Source organism: Acidobacteriota bacterium (assembly GCA_016196035.1).
In the GTDB taxonomy this organism is placed as follows: domain Bacteria; phylum Acidobacteriota; class Blastocatellia; order RBC074; family RBC074; genus JACPYM01.
Map to the genome: position 1 here is coordinate 39377 of JACPYM010000002.1, position 22921 is coordinate 62297.

Annotated in this window: 21 protein-coding genes; 4 read left to right on the forward strand and 17 right to left on the reverse strand. The window is 59.3% G+C overall.

What is annotated here, in order from left to right:
- Positions 1–107: 107 nt before the first annotated feature.
- Positions 108–1658 (forward strand): ABC transporter permease/substrate-binding protein, encoded by a 1551-nt coding sequence (locus tag HY011_00235; protein MBI3421356.1) that lies wholly within the window; start codon positions 108–110, stop codon positions 1656–1658.
- A 27-nt stretch (positions 1659–1685) separates the two neighbouring features.
- Here the strand turns inward: HY011_00235 and HY011_00240 are convergent, their stop codons facing one another.
- The 5 genes from HY011_00240 to HY011_00260 form a co-directional block, all read right to left on the reverse strand.
- A complete protein-coding gene (locus HY011_00240; protein MBI3421357.1) occupies positions 1686–1913 on the reverse strand; it encodes a hypothetical protein in 228 nt (75 codons plus the stop codon).
- A gap of 158 nt (positions 1914–2071) precedes the next feature.
- Entirely contained in the window at positions 2072–3385 is a 1314-nt protein-coding gene (locus HY011_00245) for a PD40 domain-containing protein (protein ID MBI3421358.1), read from the reverse strand.
- A 6-nt stretch (positions 3386–3391) separates the two neighbouring features.
- Positions 3392–4489 carry a serine/threonine protein kinase gene (locus HY011_00250; GenBank protein MBI3421359.1) on the reverse strand — a complete coding sequence of 366 codons (1098 nt, stop codon included), beginning with the start codon at positions 4487–4489 and terminating at the stop codon, positions 3392–3394.
- Between the two features lie 27 nt (positions 4490–4516).
- On the reverse strand, positions 4517–4786 hold the full coding sequence (locus tag HY011_00255; GenBank protein MBI3421360.1) for a hypothetical protein: 270 nt from the start codon (positions 4784–4786) through the stop codon (positions 4517–4519).
- A 68-nt stretch (positions 4787–4854) separates the two neighbouring features.
- Positions 4855–5454 (reverse strand): sigma-70 family RNA polymerase sigma factor, encoded by a 600-nt coding sequence (locus tag HY011_00260; GenBank protein ID MBI3421361.1) that lies wholly within the window; start codon positions 5452–5454, stop codon positions 4855–4857.
- Positions 5455–5706: 252 nt separating this feature from the next.
- Here HY011_00260 and HY011_00265 point away from each other — a divergent pair, with 252 nt between their 5' ends.
- Together HY011_00265 and HY011_00270 are read left to right on the forward strand one after the other, a co-directional pair.
- Entirely contained in the window at positions 5707–7617 is a 1911-nt protein-coding gene (locus HY011_00265; protein ID MBI3421362.1) for a tail fiber domain-containing protein, read from the forward strand.
- Between the two features lie 272 nt (positions 7618–7889).
- Entirely contained in the window at positions 7890–9956 is a 2067-nt protein-coding gene (locus HY011_00270) for a putative Ig domain-containing protein (protein ID MBI3421363.1), read from the forward strand.
- A gap of 86 nt (positions 9957–10042) precedes the next feature.
- Here the strand turns inward: HY011_00270 and HY011_00275 are convergent, their stop codons facing one another.
- A complete protein-coding gene (locus HY011_00275; GenBank protein MBI3421364.1) occupies positions 10043–10816 on the reverse strand; it encodes an EI24 domain-containing protein in 774 nt (257 codons plus the stop codon).
- A gap of 6 nt (positions 10817–10822) precedes the next feature.
- Positions 10823–11380, reverse strand: a complete 558-nt coding sequence (locus tag HY011_00280; protein MBI3421365.1) for a hypothetical protein — start codon at positions 11378–11380, stop codon at positions 10823–10825.
- 322 nt (positions 11381–11702) lie between these two features.
- On the opposite strand from HY011_00280, the gene HY011_00285 reads away from it, so the two are divergent.
- Entirely contained in the window at positions 11703–13136 is a 1434-nt protein-coding gene (locus tag HY011_00285; protein MBI3421366.1) for a DUF4139 domain-containing protein, read from the forward strand.
- 217 nt (positions 13137–13353) lie between these two features.
- Here the strand turns inward: HY011_00285 and ligA are convergent, their stop codons facing one another.
- The 10 genes from ligA to HY011_00335 all read right to left on the reverse strand — a co-directional run bounded on the left by ligA (position 13354) and on the right by HY011_00335 (position 22799).
- Positions 13354–15435: an NAD-dependent DNA ligase LigA gene (gene ligA / locus HY011_00290; protein ID MBI3421367.1), complete on the reverse strand. Its 2082-nt coding sequence runs from the start codon at positions 15433–15435 to the stop codon at positions 13354–13356.
- Positions 15436–15442: 7 nt separating this feature from the next.
- Positions 15443–15724: a DUF427 domain-containing protein gene (locus tag HY011_00295; protein ID MBI3421368.1), complete on the reverse strand. Its 282-nt coding sequence runs from the start codon at positions 15722–15724 to the stop codon at positions 15443–15445.
- Between the two features lie 93 nt (positions 15725–15817).
- On the reverse strand, positions 15818–17017 hold the full coding sequence (gene fdhA, locus HY011_00300; GenBank protein ID MBI3421369.1) for a formaldehyde dehydrogenase, glutathione-independent: 1200 nt from the start codon (positions 17015–17017) through the stop codon (positions 15818–15820).
- 112 nt (positions 17018–17129) lie between these two features.
- Positions 17130–17699: a restriction endonuclease gene (locus HY011_00305; protein MBI3421370.1), complete on the reverse strand. Its 570-nt coding sequence runs from the start codon at positions 17697–17699 to the stop codon at positions 17130–17132.
- Between the two features lies 1 nt (position 17700).
- A complete protein-coding gene (locus HY011_00310) occupies positions 17701–18663 on the reverse strand; it encodes a site-specific DNA-methyltransferase (protein MBI3421371.1) in 963 nt (320 codons plus the stop codon).
- Positions 18664–18667: 4 nt separating this feature from the next.
- On the reverse strand, positions 18668–19774 hold the full coding sequence (gene menC / locus HY011_00315) for an o-succinylbenzoate synthase (GenBank protein MBI3421372.1): 1107 nt from the start codon (positions 19772–19774) through the stop codon (positions 18668–18670).
- A gap of 121 nt (positions 19775–19895) precedes the next feature.
- Positions 19896–20660 carry a GNAT family N-acetyltransferase gene (locus HY011_00320; protein ID MBI3421373.1) on the reverse strand — a complete coding sequence of 255 codons (765 nt, stop codon included), beginning with the start codon at positions 20658–20660 and terminating at the stop codon, positions 19896–19898.
- Between the two features lie 138 nt (positions 20661–20798).
- Positions 20799–21650: a 2,3,4,5-tetrahydropyridine-2,6-dicarboxylate N-succinyltransferase gene (locus tag HY011_00325; GenBank protein MBI3421374.1), complete on the reverse strand. Its 852-nt coding sequence runs from the start codon at positions 21648–21650 to the stop codon at positions 20799–20801.
- A gap of 3 nt (positions 21651–21653) precedes the next feature.
- Entirely contained in the window at positions 21654–22103 is a 450-nt protein-coding gene (locus HY011_00330; protein MBI3421375.1) for a hypothetical protein, read from the reverse strand.
- 12 nt (positions 22104–22115) lie between these two features.
- Positions 22116–22799 (reverse strand): hypothetical protein, encoded by a 684-nt coding sequence (locus HY011_00335; GenBank protein MBI3421376.1) that lies wholly within the window; start codon positions 22797–22799, stop codon positions 22116–22118.
- Between the last annotated feature and the right edge of the window lie 122 nt (positions 22800–22921).

Below are 22921 nucleotides of genomic sequence, written 5' to 3' on the forward strand. Positions count from 1 at the left end.
GAATGAAAAATGCTCGCCCGCTCAAACATATCAATCCTGCCGGTTTCGCTTTAGAATCGCGCCGTCAATCCATAATCAATCCGGCAGCACGTCCGCGTTTCGCGTTTATGCGTCTACTCGAATTCTGGTTCCATCATCAGGCCGAATTTCTCACGGCCATCCTGCGCCACATTGCGCTGGTTGCCGTTTCGACCGGCATCGCGGTCTTGCTGGGCGTGCCGCTGGGCGTGTTGGCGCAGCGACGGCCACGGCTGGGCGTGCCGCTGTTGGGCGTGGCGAATGTGCTGCAAACCATTCCCAGCCTGGCGCTGTTCGGCTTTTTGATCCCGCTACCGCTGATCGGCGGCATCGGGGCGAAGACGGCCTTGATCGTGTTGACGCTATATGCGCTGTTGCCGGTGATGCGGCTGACGGTCAATGGCCTGCAAAGCGTCGAGCGGCCCTTGCGCGAAGCCTCGATGGCGCTGGGGCTGACCGACGCGCAGACCTTGCGCTATATCGAATTGCCGCTGGCGCGCCCTTCGATATTGGCGGGCATTCGCGTCGCCACCGTGGTCGGCGTGGGCACGGCGACCATCGCGGCAGCCATCGGCGCGGGCGGGTTAGGCGAATACATCTTTCGCGGCGTCGCCAGCGTGGATAGCACCGTGATCCTGGCGGGCGCGATTCCGGCGGCCTTGTTGGCATTGGCCGCGGACGGGGCGTTGGGCTGGTTGGAACGCTGGCTCGCGCCCGGCCACAAACGCAACCCGCGTGGTTTGCTGATCGCGGCGGCTTCAACGGCATTGGTTTTAGTCTTGCTAACAGGTGGATTGTTGCTGGCCGAACGCAAAGGCGGGCGCATCGTCGTCGGTTCTAAAAACTTCACCGAGCAAGTCATCCTCGGCGAATTGCTGGCGCAAGTGATCGAACGCAACACGCCGCTCGCGGTCGCGCGCAAGCTCAACCTGGGCGACACGCTGGTCTGCGAGACGGCCTTGCGCGCGGGCGATCTTGATCTTTATGTCGAATACACTGGCACGGCGCTGACGGCGATTTTCAAACAGCCGGTGCTGCTCGATGCCGACGAGGTCACGCGCCGCGTCGCCGCTGGCTATGCCGCGACGGAACGCACGATGCTGCCGCCGCTGGGTTTCAACAACACCTATGTAATTCTGGTGCGTGGCACAGAGGCCCGCCAGCGTGGGCTGAAAACGATTTCGGATGCGGCGCGCATTTCCTCGCAGTTGCGGGCGGGTTTTGGCGCCGCCTTTCTGGATCGCGAAGACGGCTATCGCGGCTTGGTGCAAGCGTATGGGTTGAAGTTTGCCGCAACGCCGCTCTCAATGGATTTGTCGCTGACCTACCGCGCGCTAGCCGAGCGCCAGGTAGATTTAATCTCAGGCGATGCGACCAATGGCTTGATCGCCAAGCTGGATTTGTTTGCGTTGGAAGACGACCGGCATTATTTCCCGCCCTATCACGCCGTGCCGGTCGTGCGGAACGAAACGTTGCAACAGCATCCTGAGCTGCGCCCGCTGCTCGAACGCTTGAGCGGATTGATTTCGGATCAGGAGATGCGGCAGATGAATTACGAAGCCGAGGTCGAACGCCGCGAACCCGCCGCCATCGTGCAGGCGTTTTTGGCGCGCCACCCGCAAACCTTGCGCAAGCCCTGACGCCCTGGCGCAACACCGTATGCCAGCTCAATCAAGTTCACGCACCAGCAAAAAGCTAAGCGCGAAATTGCCGCTGATGTAGGCAAGCCGCTGGCCATCGGGTGAGAGGTCGAACCAATAGAGTTTCTGATCCGGCAATTCCAGCAACGTTTGCGGTGCGCCGCCGTCGAGCGGTTGAAGCCGGATAGTTTGGTAATAGCCTTGCGCATGGCCTGAGGCCCACAGCAACGCGCGGCCAGCGCGCGCCCAGCGCAACGCTCCATTGCCCACGGTGACGGGATAAGTTTGGCTGGGTGTGCCGCCGGTAACCGGGATAACCGCAAGCCGCCATTGCCCGGTGGCTGGATCGTGGTATTCACACGCGAGTTGCTGGCCGTCGGGCGAAAGCGCCGGATTGGCCGTGCCGGGTTGAGTTAATGGCGTGGGCGGGCCGCCGTTGATAGCAATCTTCCATAAGGATGCGGGCTGCGGCCGTTCTCATAAACGATCCATTGGCTGTCCGGCGCGCATTGCGGGCGGGTGCCGCCTTGTGTGGTTAGTTGCAGCGGATGGCCGCCATCGGCGTTGATGCGCCAGAGTTGTTCGCCGCCCGCTTGCGTGGAGGTGAAGACGATGTAACGGCCATCCGCCGTGGCACAGGGGTAATAATTGGCGCCGGTCGCGGTGGTCAGTTGTTGCGTGGTGCCGAGGCCGGGTGTGAGCCGCCAGAGATTGTTGCCGCTTTCGGCCAGTTGGTTGTAGAGCACCTGCCCGTCGGGCGTCCAAGCCAGCGTATCGAAAAAATTCAAGCCTGGGATGAGCGGCTGTGCCCGTCGCGGCGCGGCCAGCGGCGCCACCTGAATACTCCCAAGGCGGTCGAGCCGAGACATCAGCAACGTCCGTCCGTCGGTGGTCAAGCCGTTGGCATAGTATTCGTCGGTGTCCTCGGTGAGCGGGCGCAGTGTGCCATCCGCATAAGAGGCGACGTAGACCTGATACGAGCCTGACGTTTCGCTACGCATTTCCACCAACAGGCCGCGGCGTTGGGGCAGCCAGAGCACTTTTCTGAGCGGTTGCGTCTGTGCGGGGATGATAATGTGTTCCGGCCCACCGCCCACCGGACGTTCCGCGAGATAAAAGTTTTTGCCCCCTGGGTCGTTGAGCTTATGCACGACATAAGCCACGGTGCGGTCATCGGGTGACCAGGCGCGGCCTTCCACGGTGGCGTCGGGCCAGGTGGCTAGCACTTGTTCGGCGCCGCTTGCCAGCGTCACCAGCTTCAAGGCCATCCCACCTGTGCCCGGCAGCGGCTTACCGACCGCCACACGCTGACCATCCGGCGAAAAATTCTCGTTGGCAAAGATGGTGATTTTCGCGGGGAGTTGGCGCGGTGGCTGGCCGCCGAGTAGAGGCACTCGATAAAGCACTGGGCCTTGCGGTTCATTGAGGACGTAATAAACAAAATTGCTGTCGGGCGAGACCGCTAATGACCAAACGAATTTATTACTACCCAGATCAGCAATGCGCGCACTGCCACCGCCATTGACCTGTTTGATCCAGAGGCTTCGACCGTCATTTTCGAGCGCGAGGTAAACAACACACTTGCCATCGGGCGACAGCGCGCCGCCTTCCGGTTCGGTCGGCACTGAGAAGCGCGTGATCTGCTTGCGCACGAAGGGTTGTTTACGTGTGCCCGCCCCCCACCATTTGAGCGGCCCTATGGCCGCCGCCACGAGCAACATCAACACGCCCACCTAGGCCAGCGCCGACCTGAACTTGCGTTGGCGCAACTCACGTAGTAAGGCAAGCGCGCCTGTGGTCTTGCGGCTGGCTTCCGGATCAGTCGTGACAGCGCTGTCGCGCGTGACTGGCGGCGGGCGCAATTCACCGCTCGCGCGGCCCCGCTCAAGCTGTGCGGCAAGCGCCAAATCATCTTTCAACTGTTTAAGCTGGATGAGCAATTCCTGGGCGGTCGAATAACGTTCGTCGCGGTCTTTGCTCAGTGCCCGGCTGACGATGGCTTGCAACGCGGCGGGCGCGGCGGGCCAATGTGCGGTGAGCGGCAGCGGCGCTTCATCCAGAATCGCCACCAGCACGTGATTGCGCGTCACGCCGCTGAACGGCCGCTTGCCCGTTAGCAATTCGTAAAACACCACGCCCAGGCTGAACAAATCTGTGCGCGCATCCACTTTCTGTCCGCGCGCCTGTTCAGTCGACATGTAATCCACCGTGCCTAGTACTCCATCAAGCTGTAAGTGATGGATGCTGAGAGCGCATCCGGGATGTAGGGCGGGATTAAATCCCGCCCTACATCCCTCATTTTCAGCTTGATGGAGTACTAGCACCATGCCTGTCCGCGTCTCGAAACTCGCGGGCAAATCCGCTGCGCGTGTCTCGACCTCGCTCCCGCTGTCTTCCCCACTCTTTGACACAGGCAACTCGGTCAGCTTCGCCAGGCCGAAGTCGAGCACCTTCACGTAACCGTCAGGCCGCAACATGATGTTTTCGGGTTTGATGTCGCGGTGGATGATACCCGCCTGATGCGCTGTCGCTAGCGCACTGGCGGCCTGGCTGGCAATGTCCAACGCCTGCACAGGCGTGAAACGTTCCTGTTGCAAAACCGTGCGTAAGGTCCGGCCTTCGACGTACTCAGTCGCTATGAAATGCCGCCCGTTCTCCTGGCCGATGTCGAAGATCGTGACGATGCTCGGATGATTCAAGGCCGAGGCGGCGCGCGCTTCTTGGCGAAAGCGATGCAGCCGTTCGGGGTCGTGGGTGAAGCGTGCGGGCAACAGTTTGAGCGCGACCTGGCGGCCCATTTTTTGATCGTGCGCCAAATAAACTTCGTCCATGCCGCCGCGCCCCAATTCACGCAAAATCTAATAGCCGCCCAACCGTGTGCCGATGACGGCGGCGGGCAAGGGCGCAGTGCTGGGCAAATCGGACATTAGCTCGGCGGCAAACCCGCTCAGCGGCTGTTCAACCAGCGCGCCGGCTTGGTCGTCGGCGGCGAGTAGCGCCTGCACCTCATCACGCAGTTCGTCATCCTCCTGACAGACTTGTATGAGAAAGGCGGTACGCGCGGCGGGCGGGCGGGCCAGTACGTCGTGGAAAAGTTGATTGATCTGTTGCCAGCGCTCTGGGGACATAGGATAGAAAGTGAAAAGTGAACAGTGAAGAAGTCTTCGGTCACTTTTCACTTTTCACTTTTCACTTTTCACTTTTCTCTCTCCATTTCACGTTGCAGCCAGGCCTTGGCTAGCCGCCATTCGCGTTCAATGGTGGAATCGGAAAGGCCCAGCACGGTGGCCATCTCGGCGGTCGTCAGGCCGCCGAAAAAGCGTAGCTCGATGATCTGGCTTTTGCGGAGATCAAGCTCAGCCAGACTTTTCAAGGCGTCGTCCAGGGCCAGAACTTCAATGGCCCGCCCGCTCGCTACCTCGGCGGCGGCGCTGAGCGAGACCGGTTGTTGCGCGCCGCCGCGTTTGAGCCGTTGGCGGTCGCGCGCGCGATTGACCAGGATTTCGCGCATCAGCCGTGCCGCAATACCGAAAAAATGCGCGCGGTTTTGCCAGGGTACGCTTTGCCCCACCAACCGCAAATAAGCTTCGTGAATCAGCGCCGAGGTTTGCAAGGTTTGGCCGGGGCGTTCGCGGCGCATGTGCTGGCGCGCCAGGCGGCGCAGTTCCTCGTAAACGAGCGGGATCAACTGGTCGCGCGCGCCTTCGTCGCCCTGGCCCCAGGCCAGCAGCAATTGGCTGACGCCCGCCGCTCCCGGCGTGCCCGTCACAGAAATTGTCGAGGGTGCAATTGCCATCGCCATGTGGGGGAAAGGTTGTGGATGTGCGCCTGGGAAAACGCGGCGATTATAGCAGCCCTGCCGCAAGGTCAAAATTCCGCACAAAACTGTTGCTGTATATGTTTCGGTGAAGGAATCCGCCGCGCGACGGTGCATGCCTCAGTGGAAGCGAAAAACGGACGCTTTCAGATGAGGCGGCGCGGACGGCGTCGCCTGCGCAATCCCGCTTCAACCCGCAGGCCCGCAAACCTGCAAGGAGGAACCGACTCAATGAACGCTACGCTTCGACAATCACTGCTACGCTTGGCCGTGCTGCTCGCCTGTTTGACCGGCAGCTTGGCAGCGCAGACCACTTCGTTCACCTATCAGGGCCGCTTGACCGACGGCGGCGCCTCCGCCAACGGGCCGTATGACCTGCAATTCAAACTTTACGACGCCGCCGTGAACGGCAATCAAATCGGCACAATGGTCACGCGCGACGATGTGAATGTGACGAACGGCGTGTTTAGTACGACGCTGGATTTTGGCGCGGCAGCCTTTCCGGGCGCGGCGCGCTGGCTGGAAATCAGCGTGCGGCAGGGGGCGAGCACGGGCACGTACATGACGCTGACACCGCGCCAGCCGATCAATTCGACGCCGTATGCGATTCGCGCCCTTAACGCGACGACTGCCGAGACCGTCACCGGCCCCATCCCGGCGGCGCAGATCACGGGCACCTTGCCGCCGGGCAGCTTGCCGGGCGGCGGCAGCTACATCAACAACGCGACGACGCAGCAGGCCGCGAGCAATTTCAACATTGATGGCAACGGCACGGCGGGCGGCACGCTCAGCGGGAACGTGGTCAATACGGCGACGCAATACAACCTGGGCGGGCAGCGCGTGTTGAGCGCGGATAGCCAGCGCGGCAATGTTTTTGCCGGCTTGTCTGCCGGTGCGGCGAATACGACCGGCTTCAGTAATTCCTTCTTCGGAGTGAACGCAGGCGCGGCCAACACGACTGGCAGACAGAATTCTTTCTTCGGAGTGAACGCAGGCGCGGCCAACACGGGCGGCAGATTCAACGCGTTTTTCGGCGACCGCGCGGGCGCCAACAACTCGGGCGGCGGATCGAATGCCTTCTTTGGCAGCGCCGCAGGCTATAGCAACATGACCGGCAGCGCCAATGCGTTCTTTGGCGAAAGTGCCGGCAGCGGTAACTCGACCGGCGAGCAAAACACCTTTTTCGGTTTTAGGTCAGGCAGTTCCAACCAAACCGGCCAGGGAAACGCCTATTTCGGTGCCGAAGCTGGCCTGAATGGCAATGGGTTTGCCAACTCCTTCTTCGGCGCTGGCGCTGGCGCAAGTGTGGGAGCGACAAGCCTCAACTCCTTTTTTGGCCGCCGCGCAGGCATTATCACGACAGGGAGTAACAACGCCTTCTTCGGCGCAGAAACCGGGAGCGCGAATACCAGCGGCGCGGCGAATGCCTTCTTCGGCGCTTATGCCGGTGCGGTCAACACGACTGGCATTCGCAATACTTTCATCGGCTTCAGCGCCGCGCCGCAGCACGCCACCGGCGACTTCAACACCTTCGTCGGCTATGCCAGCGGCCTGACGCAAACCAGCGGCAGCAACAACACCTTGCTTGGCGCGAGCACGAACTTCGGAGCCAATGGCTTGTCATATGCCACCGCGCTTGGGGCGGGCGCGGTCGTCAGTGCTTCCGATACGATTATGCTTGGCCGCCCCACAGGCAATGTCATCGCCCCCGGCATTCTTACCCTTCCCGGGGTGGTCTACCTTACTGGCGTGAATGGCGGAGCCACCGATCAGTTGTGTTATCACTTCAGTTCAAAGCGAATTGGGGCTTGCTCGTCGAGTCTGCGCTATAAATCAAATGTCGAATCCTTGACCAGCGGCCTCAACGTCGTTCAGCGTCTGCGCCCCGTCACCTTCGATTGGAAAGAAGGCGGCGCGCACGACCTCGGCTTTATCGCCGAAGAGGTCGCCGCGGTCGAACCGCTACTTACCTACCGCAACGACAAAGGCGAGGTCGAAGGCGTCAAGTACGCGCAAATCAGCGCCGTGCTGGTCAACGCCGTCAAAGAGCAACAGGCGCAAATCGAACAACTCAAACGCATCGTCTGCGCGGATCCTCGCTTCGGGGCGGACGCGGCACTGTGCAAATCCAACCAGCAATAACCACGCAAACGGAGGCAGAGCGATGAATACTCAAGTGACACCTCATTCACGGTGCCGCCGCTTGGCGCTGCTCGTGCTGCTTGCGGTGGCGTTGCAGGCCGGGCTGGTCTTCGGTACGGCGCGGGGCTTTGCACAAACCGCTCAATTTGCATAAGTCGTTCAAGGTTTGCACAAATCGGTTAGTTACATTGCCTTATTTTGCAAGGCGATATGGGTCCCCGATTTGTGCAAAAATCCGAGTTGCACAAATCGGGGACTGTTTTCGGGGCGCTTTGTGCAAAGCCACGGCGCGGGGCCGCGAATTCGCGCGCGCCCTCACCACGTCCATAACGCCGCGCGTGACGACAGCGCCTGCGCGGACACAAGAACAACCGCGCGTCGCGCCAGCCGTCCAAACGGAACCGAGCGCCGCGCCCGTGCTGACCGCTGCGCCTGCGGGCGTGATCGAAATGCCGCGCGCGGTCTTGCCCGGCGGCGGTGAATTCAGCAACGGCGGCAATTTCAACCTGGGCGCTTCGGTGGGCCAAAACCTGACCGAGCAATCCGGCGGCGGCCAATTCGCGCTCGCCAGTGGCTTCTGGCCCGATGGTGATGTGCCAACACCGACGCCGACCCCAACTCCGACGCCGACGCCGACGCCGACGCCGCCGCCGACGCCGCCTTGTGGAACGGTGGTCATCACGCCGGGCACGTTGCCAGCGGGCGCGGCGGGTATTGCCTACAACCAAATGCTCAGCGTCGCACCAGCGGGCGCTTACGTTTTCAGCTTGGCGCAAGGCAATCTGCCCGCCGGGTTGACGCTCAATGCTGCAAGCGGGCTGCTCAGCGGTTTGCCGGTCGTGGTAGGAACCTACAATTTTACCGTCCGCGCGATGGCGGCCAATGGTTGTGTGGGCGTACAAAGCTACGCACTTCAGATCGGCTGTCCGGCGGTGCTGTTGTCGGCGTTGCCTGTGCCGTCGCTTAATACGGCTTACAACCAAACGCTGACGGCTGCACCGCCGGGCGGCAATTATTCATTCGCAGTCACGGCAGGCGCGTTGCTGCCAGGCTTGTCGCTCAATGCGGCCACTGGCGTCGTCAGCGGCACGGCCACGGCATCCGGGACATACAACTTCACGCTCACGGCGCTGGGCTTTGGCAATTGCACGGGCCAACGCGCGTACAGCTTCACCATCGGCAGCGGCGCGTGTCCGACGATCACGTTACCGGCCTTGCCGAACGGCGCGCCGGGCCAGCTTTATTCGCAATCACTCACTGCCGCGCCCAGCGGTTCGTACAGCTACGCCGTGACGGCGGGCGCGTTGCCAGCGGGTCTGACGCTGTATGCCGCGGCGGGACTGCTTTACGGCTATCCGGCGGCGGCGGGCACGTACAACTTCACGATTACGGCGACGGATGCCAACAACTGCACGGGCCAGCGAGTTTATGCGCTGACCATCGGCGCGAGTGCGGCGGCGCGCACGGCAGCCACGGCGCTGGCGCAGTTGGCCGATTACGACGGCGACGGCAAAACCGACTTGACGTTGTGGGCGGCGAATGAAGGTCTGTGGCGCATCGTGAAAAGCAGTAACCAGCAAGCCGTCACGCAAAGCTGGGGCGCGGCGGGCGACGTAACGCTTTGCGGCGATTATGACGGTGACAGGAAAACGGACTTGGCGGTATTTCGTCCGGGCGACGGCACGTTTTATGTGAAACGCAGCAGCGACGGCAGCGCGTTCGTCAAGCAATGGGGCCTGGCGACCGATGTGCCCGTACCCGGCGATTATGATGGCGACGGCAAAACTGACATCGCTGTTTGGCGCGGGTCGAACGGCGCTTGGTACATCGTGCGCAGTGCGGATGGGATGATTGACACGGTGACGTGGGGATCGAGCGCCGCGCCGTACAACGATGTGCCCATGCCGGGCGATTACGACGGCGATGGCAAAACAGATGTCGCGGTCTTCCGGCGTGCGACGGGCACCTGGCTGGTCAAGTACAGCAGCAACGGCCAATACTTCGTCAAGCAATGGGGCGTGGGCACGGATGTGCCGGTCGCGAGTGATTATGACGGCGATGGCAAAACTGACTTGGCCGTCTGGCGCGGGTCAAACGGCACCTGGTACATCTGGCAAAGCGCGACCAATGATTACCGGATCAGTGTCTGGGGTTCGGGCAGCGATCCTTATCGTGATCAAGCCGTGCCGGGCGATTACGACGGCGATGGGCTGACCGATTTGGCGGTATGGCGACCGGCGGAGAGCACTTGGTACATCAAAGCCAGCCGCAACGGCGCAGTCTTAACGCACAGACAAGGGCAGTCCGGCGATTTGCCAGTGCAGGTGCTGCGGCGCTAATCCGCCAAAATCAGCGCTTGCAATAACGACAGAGCCGCAGCGTTGCGCACAATACTGCGGCTCTGTCGTTTCACTCTCTGCTGATTTCATTGCTGCTCAGGCCATTGATCGGTCAGCAATGTTGCGCCAATCACGCCCACCGGCAAAGACAGGATGTTGACCAGCGGGATGTAAAGCAGCACGTAGCCCGCCGCCGCAAAACCGCATGCCAGCAATTTGTGGCGCCACAGCAAGCCGAGTTTCGCGCGCAACGGCAGGCCGCGCGCCGCGAGCGGCACATCCAGATAATCCATGCCGCACAAGACCATCGTCAGCAGCATCAAAAACAGCTGCCCAATCACCGGCAAGCCAAAACTGATGACCAAACCAACCAGCAGAACGGCCAGTTGCAACGCCACCAGTTTCAAGCCTTCCCACATTGCGCGCGCCCAGCCGAGCGAAGATTGATAGCGCGTGCCGGAGTGTGTGAGTTCATGCGTCTTGCGGCACAGCGTTTCGCTAAACGGCGCGAGCAACACGCGCGCCAACGGCAGATAAAACGTGCTGGCGAAAAAGAGACCGAGCAGGAACGACCAGGCTTGCAACGTCAGCGCCAATTCCGGCGAGACACCTTTGGGCTGTCCGGCCAATCCCGCTAAAAAGGTGGCAATGCCAACCAGCAAGCCGCCTACGACCCAGGCAAAAAACGCTGCCAGCACGACCAGCATCACCACGGTCAGCATCAGCGGCACCAGTGACAGCCACAGCAATTGGCGTTGCCGAAAGAGCAAATTCAGTCCGGCAAAAAAGTGTTTTGCGCCCAGCCAAAGCTGGTCGAGCGCGCCGGACGCGGGCGTTGTGGGTTGAGCGTTTGGGTACACGGTGGTTTAGTCGAGTTTCAAGGTGAGGGGCGTGGGCAAGCCGTTGAGCGTGAGCGTCAAACCGGTCAAGGTCGTGGCATCGGCTTTCGTCTCAAAAAAGAGAAAACCGCGCAGTTCTTCTTGCTGGGCAAGGGTGGCGGTCAACGGCAGAGCAAGCGCTTCATAACTGGCGAGCGTTTGCGCATAGGCCGCCTTGGCATAGAGCCGATTGCCGTAATAACGCATCACCTGTTCGAGCGCCTGTTTGGGCGTCAGCAGTTTGAAAAGCGTAGTGCTGTTGTCATGCAATTCCGCCCGCAGCGCCGCCAGTTGCAACGGGGCGGCGGCACGATTGACCAACCGCACATCCACGGCGACGAGGCCCGCCAACAAAAGATTGGCGTCAAATTGCTCCAGGGCTTCGTCGCCACTTAAAGCCTTGGCCGCGACGCTCAAACCAGTCGCCTCCGCCAGCAACGGTGGCGCGGTAATTTTGGGCGGCGTGGCGACCTTGTAAAGCTGGCCGCTGCACGCGCTCAGCCAGAAGAGCGCGAGAATCGAACTCAAAATTTTGCGCCTTGCCATCAGCATCGCCGCGCATCATCCGCTGAAACTGATTGGCGTGCAACTTCCAGCCTACGGTGCGACAAGTGTCGTTTTCCTGGCGGCGGCGCTATAGTCTCAACCGAACGCCTGCAAGCCGCATCCCACACCGCGTTCAGAATCGGCCAAACGCCACCCTCGCGTTTTGGCCCGGCCCTTGACGCCGCCAAGTCAAAAAGGAGAAACCATGACAACTGACAAAACCTGCCGCACATTCGCCGCGTGGACGCTCACGTTCGCGCTGTTTGCTGGGAACACATGGGCAGCCAACGACGGCCGCGCGCGCCGTGAAGGAGCAAAAAAGATGAATGAAGAGACAAAAGTTGCTGAACCTGCTGGGCAGACTGCGGGTCAAACCGCCAGCCAAACGGGCGCGAGCACTATCGAAGACCAAAAGAGCGTCGCCATCACCGTTTACAATTCCAACCTCGGTTTGGTCAAAGACACGCGCACGTTGCGGCTGCCGCGCGGCACGTCGCAGTTGCGTTTTATGGACGTCGCGCAACAAATCAACGCCACCTCGGTGCACATCAAATCCGTCACCGCGCCCAATGCGCTGGAAGTCGTCGAGCAGAGCTACGAATACGATCTGCTCAATCCGCAAAAGCTGTTGGACAAATACGTCGGTAAGGAGTTGACGCTGGTGCTGAAAACGCTGGAAAACAATTCCGAAAAGCTGGTGCCGACCAACGCGACGCTGCTCTCGAACAACGGCGGCCAGGTTTGGCAAATCGGCAATCAGATCGTCATCAATCCGACCAATGTCGCCGAGATTCGCTTTGACCGCCTGCCCCAAGACCTGATCGCCAAACCGACGCTGGTCTGGACGCTCAACAACACTGCTGCCGAAACGCATACGGTCGAGGCGTCGTATCTGACAACAGGGTTGAACTGGCGCTCTGATTACGTGCTCGTCGTCAATCAGAACGACACCAAAGCCGATTTGAATGGCTGGGTCACGCTCAACAATACCAGCGGCACGGCCTATCGCAACGCCGAATTGAAACTCGTGGCGGGCGATGTCAACCGTGTGCAAGAACCTCTTGCCAATCTCGGTGGAGTGCGCATGGAGGCGATGCGCGCTGGCGCGGCGCCGCAACCGCAGTTTCAAGAGCAGGCGTTTTTTGAATATCACCTGTATACGCTGCAACGTCAGACCAACATCAAGAACAACGAGACCAAGCAAATCAGCCTGTTGTCGAGCGACAACTTCAACATCAAAAAAGAACTCGTCGTCAACGGACAGGCTTTCTATTTTCAGGGCTACAACAATCCCGGCGAGCCGGTCAAAGAGAAGGTCGGCGTTTACGTCGGCTTCAAAAACGCGAAGGAAAACAATCTGGGCATGCCGCTGCCCGCCGGCGTCGTGCGCGTTTACAAAGCGGATGGCACAGGCGCACAGCAATTCGTCGGCGAAGACCGCATTGACCACACGCCCAAAGATGAAACCGTCCGCATCAAACTCGGCGACGCCTTTGACGTGGTGGCCGAGCGCAAGCAGACCGATTTCAAAAACATCGCCCGGCGCGTGTTTGAATACGCCTACGAGATTCGCATCCGCAATCATAAGGACGAGGCCGTGACCGTCGTCGTCAACGAACCCATCGGCGGCGATTGGGAAATGCTCAGTTCGACCTTCCCGGCGGAAAAGACGGCGGCCTTTGCGGCGCGCTTCAACGTGCCGGTAGCAAAGGATGGCGAGGCCGTCCTCAGCTATCGCGTGCGGGTGAAATTCTAACCTTGGGAAATTTGGAGCGGAAAAACTGCTCCCAGAAATGTTAATGGGGGGCCTTTTCAGTCCCCCCGATTCAGCAGCGTCCTCAGCCATTAGGGTATTTTCCGCTGCTAGTTGCTTTGCATTATATGCAGCAACCTAATTGTTGACAAGGGCACAAATGTACTATTTGCATATTAAGTGAATTTTTCTCTAAGTACAGAAATAGTTAGCCTTACGCTTATCCTAGACGAACCATTTCGGCTTCGCTCAAAATTTTTATCCCCAGTTCCTGCGCCTTGGTCAGTTTTGAACCAGCCTCTTCCCCGGCAATCAGGTAGTCTGTTTTTTTACTGACACTGCCGACCACACGGCCGCCACGCGCTTCGAGGAAAGCTTTGGCTTCTTCCCGCTTCATTGTCGGCAACGTTCCGGTCAGGACGAATTGCAATCCTTCGAAAACGCGCGCGACCGGCTGGCCCACGGCGGCAGCCAAATCTGTCTTGACCCCGGCAGCTTTTAACCTGTCCACCAATGTCCGATTCTGTTTTTGGGCGAACCAGTCGGCAATGGAACGGGCGACGACTTCGCCGATCTCATAAATCCGGGCCAGTTCTTCGCTGGAGGCATTGCGCAGCTTTTCAAGCTCGCCAAAATGCTGGGCCAGAATTTGAGCGGTGCGTTCCCCGACATGCCGAATGCCCAACCCATACAGCAGCCGGGCGAGGCCTGCTTCCTTGCTCGCTTCGATCTGTTCGAGCAGGTTGCCCGCCGACTTGGCCCCCATGCGTTCGAGGGCAATCAATTCGTCGCGGCGCTCTTTGAGCAGATATAAGTCGGCGGCATCATGCACCAACGGCGGCAATTTCAAAGGCTGCCCATCAGCGGCAAAGAGCGGCTCGCCCTGCTTGTCGCGTTGCCAACGGAAAGCGGTCAACTGCTGCACCAACGCCACACCCAGCCCTTCGATGCGCATGGCGCGGCGCTGGGAAAAATGCAGCAAGCCCTCGCGCAACTTAGCGGGGCAATCGGGGTTTGGGCAACGCGTGACCGCCTCGCCCGCTGGCTTAATGAGTTCCGTTTCGCATTCGGGACAAGCGGTGGGGAAAACGAATTCCGATTCCTCACCTGTGCGCTTTTCAGTGATGACTTTGACGACCTGCGGGATAATCTCACCGCTTTTTTCGATGAAAACCCAATCGCCGCGCCATACGCCGAGCCGGTTCATCTCATCAGCATTGTGCATGCTGGCGCGCGCCACGGTCGTACCCGCCAACAATACCGGTTCCAACACCGCGACCGGCGTCACCGCGCCGGTGCGCCCAACTTGGTACAGCACATCCAACAAGCGCGTCGAAGCCTGTTGCGCCGGGAATTTATAGGCAATCGCCCAGCGCGGCGACTTCCCGGTCGAACCCAGCAGGTCACGCACGCCGACTTGATTGACCTTCACAACAATGCCGTCGGTGTCGTAATTGAGCTTGAATCGCTTTTCATCCCAGGCGTTACAAAACTCGACGATTTCCTCAATCGCACCGCAACGCCGCCAGTGCTGATTCACTTTGAAACCTGACTGCGCCAGCCATTCCAGTGATTCAGCGTGCGTGTCGAAGGCGTCTGTGCCATCAAAGAACAACTGATAGCAAAAAATATCCAGCGCCCGTTCGGCCACAATCCGCGCGTCGTGCATGCGCAACGTTCCCGACGCCGCATTGCGTGGATTGGCGAAGGTCTGCCCGCCCTCGTCCGCTAGCTCGCGATTAATTTTGTCGAAGGATTCACGCGGCAAGAAAACTTCGCCGCGCACTTCGATTTCTTGCGCGCCAACTTCAGTACGTAAGCGCAACGGCACCGAGCGAATTGTTCGCACGTTCTGCGTCACGACATCGCCCTGGGCGCCATCGCCGCGCGTCACGCCGCGCGCCAGCACGCCGCGCGCGTAAATCAGCGCGATGCTCAGACCGTCAATTTTCAATTCAGCCACATAATCAAACGCCCGCCCTTCGGCCAGCTTCTCGCAGCGTCTGGCCCACTCGCGCAATTCGTCAATGCTGTAGCTGTTGTCGAGCGACATCATCGGGCGCTTGTGCCGGTAACGCGCGAACCCCTCGACCACCTGCCCCGACACACGTTGCGTAGGGCTGTCGGACGTCACCAAGTCAGGCCGCGCGGCTTCCAGCTCTTTTAACCGGCGCATCTGTGCGTCGTATTCGGCATCGCTGACGACCGGCTGATTGAGCACGTAATAGCAGTAGTCGTGCTCCAGCAACGCGCGGCGGAGTTCGGCGATCTCTTGTTCGATGGGCTGGTGTTTAACAGACATAACGCGGCTACTCGCTGACTTGCACGCCTTTCCAAAACGCGACGTAATTCTCGATGTTCTTCGCGGCGTCTTTTGTTTGCGGATAAAACCAGGCAGCATCTTTGTTCACTTCGCCGTTGACGACTACGTTGTAATAACTGGCCGTCCCCTTCCAAGGGCAGACCGAGTGTGTCTCGCTGGACTGAAAATGCTCTGTCTTGAGCGCCGCATGGGGGAAGTAGTGATTCCCTTCCACCACGACGGTCGCGTCACTTTCGGCAATCACTGCGTCTTTCCAAATCGCTTTCATAAAACTCCTTTGGGACGGTACCGCGCGCGTGAGCAAGCGGTGCTGGTTTGTTAGCATCCAAGCATCCGCTTGCTCACGCGCGCGGTACTGATTTCAAGCCGCCTTTTTCAACAGCCCGTGCGGATCAATCACGAACTTACGCGCCGCGCCTTTGTCAAAATCGGCGTAGCCTTTCGGCGCTTCGTCCAGCGTGATGACCGTGACATTGACGGCTTTGGCGACTTTGATCTTGTTGTACAAAATCGCGTTCATCAGTTGCCGGTTGTATTTCAGCACCGGCGTCTGCCCGGTGACAAACGAATGACTCTTGGCCCAGCCCAAACCCAGGCGGATGCTCAAGCTGCCAATCTTCGCGTTGTCATCCACGCCGCCCGGATCGTCCGTCACATACAAGCCTGGAATGCCCAACGCTCCCCCGGCGCGCGTAATTTCCATAATCGAATTGAGCACCGTCGCCGGACGCTCGACGCCCGCCAGCGACCCATGACCGCGCGCCTCAAAGCCAACCGCATCCACCGCACAATCCACCTGCGGCTCGCCGACGATCTGTTCGATCTGTTCGCCCAATGTCGCACTCTTCGACAAGTCCACGACCTCACAGCCGAACGACTTCGCCTGCTTCAAGCGCGCCGGAATCATGTCGCCCACGATCACGCAGGCGGCGCCCAACAGTTGCGCCGCAGCCGCTGCCGCCAAGCCCACCGGCCCCGCGCCCGCGATATAAACAATCGTGCCCGGCCCTACGCCCGCCGACACACAGCCGTGATAGCCCGTCGGTAGAATGTCAGACAAGCAAGTCAGATCTTTGATCTTCTCCATCGCCTGATCTTTGTTGGGGAACTTCAGCAGGTTGAAATCGGCGTAGGGCACCAGCACGTATTCGGCCTGCCCGCCGACCCAGCCGCCCATATCAACGTAGCCATACGCCCCGCCCGCGCGCGCCGGATTGACAGTCAGGCAAACGCCGGTCTTCTGCTCCTTGCAACTGCGGCAACGCCCGCACGCCACGTTGAAGGGCACCGAGCACAGATCGCCGACCTTCAGAAATTCAACGCCCTTGCCGGCTTCGATCACCTCGCCCGTGATCTCGTGCCCCAGCACCAGCCCGGCGGGCGCGGTCGTGCGGCCCCGCACCATATGCTGATCGCTGCCGCAAATGTTGGTCGAGACGATCTTCAGAATTACCGCGTGGTCAATCCGCTTGCCCTTGGGATTGGCAAGCTTCGGATACTTGATTTCCTGCACCTCGACCTGACCCGGCCCTAAATAAACGACTCCACGATTCTCTGCCATAGCTGTTTCCTTTCCGATGGTTGTGATGATGGAACTGCTTTGATGGTTAATCGCGGGTGGATGTGGCGGACAACAGCGCTGTCGTGCCCGTTCGCGGCGGCGCTCCGCAAGTTTAAGAATCAATGCCCAGAATCAAGACAGGAATATCAATGTCCGAGACGCCCCGATGCTCCAAATCCCAAATGAACTGCTCGAAGTAAGAAACGCCGGTGGACATCTCTTCGGCAAACGCCTTGACCGGTACGATTTCGATGCCGAGATTGATGTGTCCGAGGTTGTGGAAGATGGTCATCTTCGCGCAAACGTTATAGACCATGAACGCATACTTGCCGAACTGCACTTCGACGCCAAGTTTCTCTTTCACAAAATCCATTTCCCGAAACGCGCCGCGGCTCACCAAACGATTCTCGTAATCAGCCGAATAATGCTGTTCGGAGTATTGGCAAGGCACGCGCACCGGACTCCAAGCAAACTTGGCAAACTCCGCTTTGAACGATTTGTTCAGCGAACGTGGGCTGAAAAGCGCGCGGCCCGGCATCGTCTTTTCTTTGCTGACTTTGCTTTTATGATGAGGCGCGTGCACCTGTTTGATGACCGCAAGAACTTCGTCAAGCAAGCGCGGGTAGCGTTTGGCAATCACCTTTTCGCCATTTTTGAACGAGTAGGTACCGGCAACTTTCAAGTCAATCTCCTTTGCTCAACCATTCCAGCGGAATCTGGCTGACCTTCTCTCTCCCTGTCGGTTGATGAACCGGTTTGCCCAACGGACGATAACGCAGCCTGCCCGTGTACAAATCTTCCACGCGCTGGCGCGCCAGCGTGACGAACTCTTCTTCCTTCTCGCAACCGAATGCCCGCCGTTTGTGGCGCAACGCCGCCAGCAACGCCGACCCCACGCCTGAAAACGGATCGAGCACCCAATCGTCTTCATTGGTCAAAGCCAGCACGCAGCGTTCGACCAGCTCAATCGGAAACTGGCACGGATGAATCGTCTTCTCTGGGTGATTGGCTTTGACGTTCGGGATTTCCCACAACGCCGCTTCCCAATCGCGCTCCACGATCTTCCAAAAATCGGCAGGGTTCTTGCCCAGCGGATTGCCCGACGGCTGGCCGTACTTCTCGCCTTTGAAATGCGTCTTGCCCGGATACTTCGACGGCACGCGCACAGGGTCGAGATTGAAGGTGTAGCTGTCGCCTTTGGTAAACCACAGCAATGTTTCGTAGCGACCCGAAAATCGTTTCGTCGCGTGCAGCCCGTGCTCGAAATGCCAGATGATGCGGTTGCGCAGCTTCAATCCGCGCGACTTGAAAAACGGGTAGTAGAAAATATCGAGTGGAAAGACCTCACCCTCTTCGACGTAGTTCCCCACCTGCCAGCACAACGAGCCTTCCGGCGCGAGCACGCGCACCAACTCATCCACAATCGGCGCAAGGGCTGTCAGATATTGCTCAAGCTCCGCCACCTTCTCGTAAACCTTGCCAAGGTTGTAAGGCGGCGAAGTAATCACCAGCTTTGCCAATCCATCCGGCAGCGTGCGCAGCGTGGCGAGACAATCACCCGGCGCAATCACCACTTCCGCGTCAGGATCGAAAGCGCTGGCAATCTCCGGCGACCACAAGGCTTTTGTTCCGTTGATTCCTGTCATTGCTTTACTCGATCACTTCCGTCCGCACCGTCACTTCTTCAATCCGCTTCTCATTCACTTCGTACCCCAACCCCACGCCCATCGGACGCGGAATCGTCCCGCCCGATGTGACTTCGACCGGCGGCGTGATGATGTCTTCCGCCCAGTAACGCTGCGACGCCGACACGTCGCCCGGCAGCGTGAAGCCCGGCAGCGTGGACATGTGGATGTTGTGCGCGCGCCCGATGCCTGCTTCCAGCATCCCGCCGCACCAGGTCGGGATGTTGCGCGCGTGGCAGTAGGCTTGAATCTTGCGCGCTTCGGTGTGGCCCGAAACGCGGCCCAGTTTGATGTTGATGATGCGGCAGGCGCCCAGTTGCAAGGCCTTGCGCGCGTCGTCTTCGCTCAGGATGGATTCGTCCAGGCAGAGGGCCGTCTGCAACTGCGGCTGCAAGGCGGCGTGGTCAAGGATGTCGTCGTAAGCCAGCGGCTGCTCGATCATCAGCAACTTGAACTCGTCCATCTTTTTGAGCAACGCAACATCGTTCAAGGTGTAGGCCGAATTGGCGTCCACCGACATCGTGATGTCGGGGTATTCGGCACGCAAGGCCCGGATCATCGCGTAATCGCGGCCCGGTTTGATTTTGATCTTGATGCGCTGGTATCCGGCGGCGACTTCTTTCTCGACCTTCTTCAACATCGCGGCGTCGCTGTCTTCCAAGCCCAGCGAGACGCCGCAGTTGATGACTTCCTGCGTGCCGCCCAACAGTTGCCAGAGCGGGACGCCTTGCCGCCGCGCCTCCAAATCCCAGATGGCGCATTCAATGGCGGCGCGCGCCATCTTGTTGCCGCGAATGCGGGCGGTCAGCGCGGGCACTTCGGTCGGCGCGCTGATCTCTTTGCCCAAAACCATCGGCCCGGCGAAATCGCGCAGCACGAGCCAGGCCATGTCGGTGGCTTCGTGGTTGTAGAACGGGCCTTCGTTGCAGGTGCATTCGCCCCAGCCGTGCAGGCCGTCGGCAAAGATTTTGGTCAGAATGATGCGCCGCTCAAAGGTGCGCCCAAAGCTGGTTTCAAACGGGGCGATGAGCGGGAGTTTGATTTCGATGAGTTCAATGCGTTCGATTTTCATGGCTTTCAAAAGGCAAAAGGCAAAAAGCAAAAGGCAAAAAGCAAAAGGTCGGCACTTTTCTTTTCATTAAAGATCAGTTCCGCATTTTTGATTTTTGCCTTTTGATTTTTGCCTTTTGCTTTCACTCTTTCTCCTCTACGTGTTCGTTTTGATAAAACAAGTACCGGCTATTGCCGCCCTCGCGCCCGGCTTCAAAGCCCGCGCAATACAGCCCGTCGGCAAGCAGCGATTGAAAGCCGCTGCGCACTTTGAATTGCCATTCGCGCGCCGCCTCCATGTCTTCTTTCTTCAACGTATCAATGTCATAAGGCACTTCGACAACCGCTACCGGCGCATCCGCGCGACGCTTGCCCGCCAGCGCGTTGGCGACGTGTTCAGATTGCACCCACCATTCAACAAAGAGCCGGTCGGTATCCAGCCCGCGCCACATCTCGCTGGTGCTGAAATTGCCGTAGTAGTTGACGTGATACGTCCGCACCACCGCGCCCAGCTTGTTGATGTTCAGATTGGCGTTGCGCGAGAGCAGCGGATCGAACGTCCACTTGACCGGCCAGACGCCGATGCGCCGCGCGTGTTCGTGCTGCGCCAGTTTCAGCTTGTGGCCGATGCCTGAGTTTTGCAGCCCCGGCAACACGGCGGCCATGTGCGAATAAATGAACGGGCGCTTGGTCGTGTCGAAGGCGGGCAGCGCGTGCGAAAAGCCCAGCATTTTTCCAGCCGGGTCAAATGCGCCGTAGGTGAACCCGCCGCTATGCATGGTGATGACAAAGGCGCGCACAGGCGTGACTTCGGCGTCGGGAAAGCGCCAGACAATGCGTTGCATCTCGACGCATTGATCGAAATCTTCGATGGCTTGGCACAGCCGGATCGTGTAATCAGATGTCATAACGTGTGTGATTTGGTGAAGGCAAAGCAATCGAACCACGGGGGACACGGGGAACACAGGGAAAACCTGAGCAGAGCCTGTTGTTCTTTCTTCCCCGTGTCCCAGTGCTCCCCGTGGTTTATTCCAGCCAAAATCGAATTAGCGCAGAAAATCTTCCAGCCGCACCGCCGCCTCGGTCTTTTCATCCCGGTACTTCACGATGATCGGCGCGTAAACCGACAGGCCCCAGTCTTTGGCCGCGCCGACGGTAATCGCGCGCGCGCCGGGCACGACAACCGCGCCCGCCGGGACTTCCAGCGGCTGATCGCCCGCGCGCCGGTAAATCGTTTCGCGCACGGCGTCAAAAATCGGCGTCGAGCCGTTCAGGATCACGCCCGAACCCAGGATGGCGCGTTCGCGCACGATGGTGCCTTCATAAACGCCGCAGTTGCCGCCGACCAGGACTTCGTCTTCGATGATGACGGGCAGCGCGCCGATGGGTTCGAGCACGCCGCCGATTTGGGCCGCCGCGCTGATGTGGCAACGCTTGCCGATTTGCGCGCACGAACCGATCAGCGCGTGCGAATCAACCATCGTCCCGTCATCCACATAAGCGCCGGTGTTGATGTACGCCGGCGGCATGATCGTCACGCCCTGGCCCAGATAGGCGCCGTCGCGCACGGTCGTGCCACCCGGCACAATGCGCACGCCGCTGGTGACGCTGAAGCGTTTGGTCGGATAGGTGTCTTTGTCGAAATAGCGAAAGGTGTTGTCTATCGAATAATCAATCAGCCCGCCCAAGCGGAAGCCAAGCAGGATACCGCGTTTGACCCATTGGTGAACCTGCCACGCGCCGCTTTCGTCGCGGCTGGCGGCACGGATTTGGCCGCGATTGAGCGCGGTTTTGAATTCGTCGAAGACAGCTAAGGCTTCTTGTTTGGTCTCGTCGCTCAGTTCGGCGAGTGGGAGAGAAAACCATTTTTCAATTTGAGATTCGAGATTTGCTGCCATAGTTCAAACCAAATTTTGTTGCTGCACTTTGCGCCAAACGATTTCGACTACTTGGTTAAAGGTGTTCATTTGCGCGGCTTCCTGGCGCGAGATTTCAATGCCAAATTCTTTCTCAATTCTGCAAATAACCTCTACTGAAGCCAACGAATCGAGTTCCCAGAGTAGCTTCAAGTCTGTTGATAAGAAATCGTCATCAGCCGCAAGCCGCGATAAATCTATCCCGGCACAAATTTCTTCCTCAAAGATGGCGCGAACTTTTGCCACAGTCTCGGCTGGGACGGTTTCGCCTTTGAAGAATCGTTCGTAAAAGCTTTCTGGACTCAGCCGCTCTCTGTCGGCCAGGATAGCTTCAACTCTTTGCTTTTTGGCCTTCCGATCTTTGTTGAGACAGCGCCAAAAAAACAACAACAACAAAGCCAAAACCAACCCAATGGCGGAGAGTGCTAATTGCATCACGCTGAACCCTCATTGGCTATGCTGAATCAGCCATTCATCAATCACCGGATACGTCTCACGCGGCACCTCGTGTCCGGCGTCAAACGCGCGCAACGTCACCGATTTGGCGCGGCGTTCCAGCGCCGCCGCATTTTGCCCGATACGTTCGGGGCTGTAAAACTCATCGCGTTCACCTGCCACAATCAGCACATCCACCGCGCCGCTGGCGTACTTCCCTTCGCTGTCCCAGTCGCCCGGAATGCCGCCGCAGATCGCCACGACGCCGCGAATCAGTTCGGGATGTGTGAAGGCAAAGCGGAAGTTCACGCCGCAGGCTTGCGAAAAGCCGAGCAGGAAGACGCGCTGCGCATCAATGGTGCCCGCCGCTGATTGCTCGGCGATGATTTGCCGTACCAGGCGATGATGCAATTCAACCGACTCTTCCGGCTTGAAATTGCTGAGCCAGCCGAAGCCGTAACCGAGTTTGGGACTCTCTTTGGTCGGCATGACCAGATGTTGATGCGGGCCTTGCAGCGCGGCGATGACGAAGTCGGTTGCGTTGATGCGCCGCATCAATTTCAGCATCGAACTTTTGTCGCCGCCGTAACCGTGCAGCGCGATGACCAGTGGTTTGGGTTGCGCGCCGCCGGGCACATAGAGGTCGTAATAACAGGGGAACTCTTGCACGACGCGGCATTCGATGGGTTCGGGCATGTTTGCTTGGCGCTCCTTCTCAGCTTGGCTTTTCAAACCGGTGCTCAAGATAAAACGCGGATGGCGCGGGCGCAACGGCTGGCGAATTGATTGTTCGCCAGACCGTGCGCCGCGCCATCCGC